Consider the following 1,242-nt stretch of genomic DNA (forward strand, 5'->3'; position numbering starts at 1 on the left):
CCCAAGTAGCACGGGGCCCGAGAAATCCCGTGTGAATCTGGCGGGACCACCCGCTAAGCCTAAATATTCCCTGGTGACCGATAGCGGATAGTACCGTGAGGGAATGGTGAAAAGTACCCCGGGAGGGGAGTGAAATAGTACCTGAAACCGTGTGCCTACAAGCCGTGGGAGCGTCGGATGGAAGCTTGCTTTCATCTCGTGACTGCGTGCCTTTTGAAGAATGAGCCTGCGAGTTTGCGGTGTGTTGCGAGGTTAACCCGTGTGGGGAAGCCGTAGCGAAAGCGAGTCCGAATAGGGCGGTTTAGTAGCGCGCTCAAGACCCGAAGCGGAGTGATCTAGCCATGGGCAGGTTGAAGCGGAGGTAAGACTTCGTGGAGGACCGAACCCACCAGGGTTGAAAACCTGGGGGATGACCTGTGGTTAGGGGTGAAAGGCCAATCAAACTCCGTGATAGCTGGTTCTCCCCGAAATGCATTTAGGTGCAGCGTCGTGTGTTTCTTGCCGGAGGTAGAGCACTGGATAGGCGATGGGCCCTACCGGGTTACTGACCTTAGCCAAACTCCGAATGCCGGTAAGTGAGAGCGCGGCAGTGAGACTGTGGGGGATAAGCTCCATGGTCGAGAGGGAAACAGCCCAGAGCATCGACTAAGGCCCCTAAGCGTACGCTAAGTGGGAAAGGATGTGGAGTCGCAGAGACAACCAGGAGGTTGGCTTAGAAGCAGCCACCCTTGAAAGAGTGCGTAATAGCTCACTGGTCTAGTGATTCCGCGCCGACAATGTAGCGGGGCTCAAGCGTACCGCCGAAGTCGTGTCATTGCAGCATAAGGGCCAACGCCTGCTGTGATGGGTAGGGGAGCGTCGTGTGCCGGGTGAAGCCGCGCCGGAAGGCAGTGGTGGACGGTTCACGAGTGAGAATGCAGGCATGAGTAGCGATTCACACGTGAGAAACGTGTGCGCCGATTGACTAAGGGTTCCTGGGTCAAGCTGATCTGCCCAGGGTAAGTCGGGACCTAAGGCGAGGCCGACAGGCGTAGTCGATGGATAACCGGTTGATATTCCGGTACCCGCTGTGAAGCGTCAAACATCGAACCAGGCGATGCTAAGGCCGTGAAGCCGCCCCGGAGCCTTCGGGCAAAGGGGAGTGGTGGAGCCGCTGAACCAGACTTGCAGTAGGTGAGTGATGGGGTGACGCAGGAAGGTAGTCCATCCCGGGCGGTGGTTGTCCCGGGGTAAGGGTGTAGG

At 57.7% G+C, this 1,242-nt stretch carries 1 rRNA gene (only partly in view); it reads left to right on the forward strand.

Annotation, left to right across the window (positions count from 1 at the left end):
• Positions 1-1,242 (forward strand): 23S ribosomal RNA (locus tag AQJ67_RS44235); its annotated part runs 1,946 nt beyond the window's last position; the annotation flags it as partial.

The organism is Streptomyces caeruleatus, assembly GCF_001514235.1.
Taxonomy (GTDB): domain Bacteria; phylum Actinomycetota; class Actinomycetes; order Streptomycetales; family Streptomycetaceae; genus Streptomyces; species Streptomyces caeruleatus.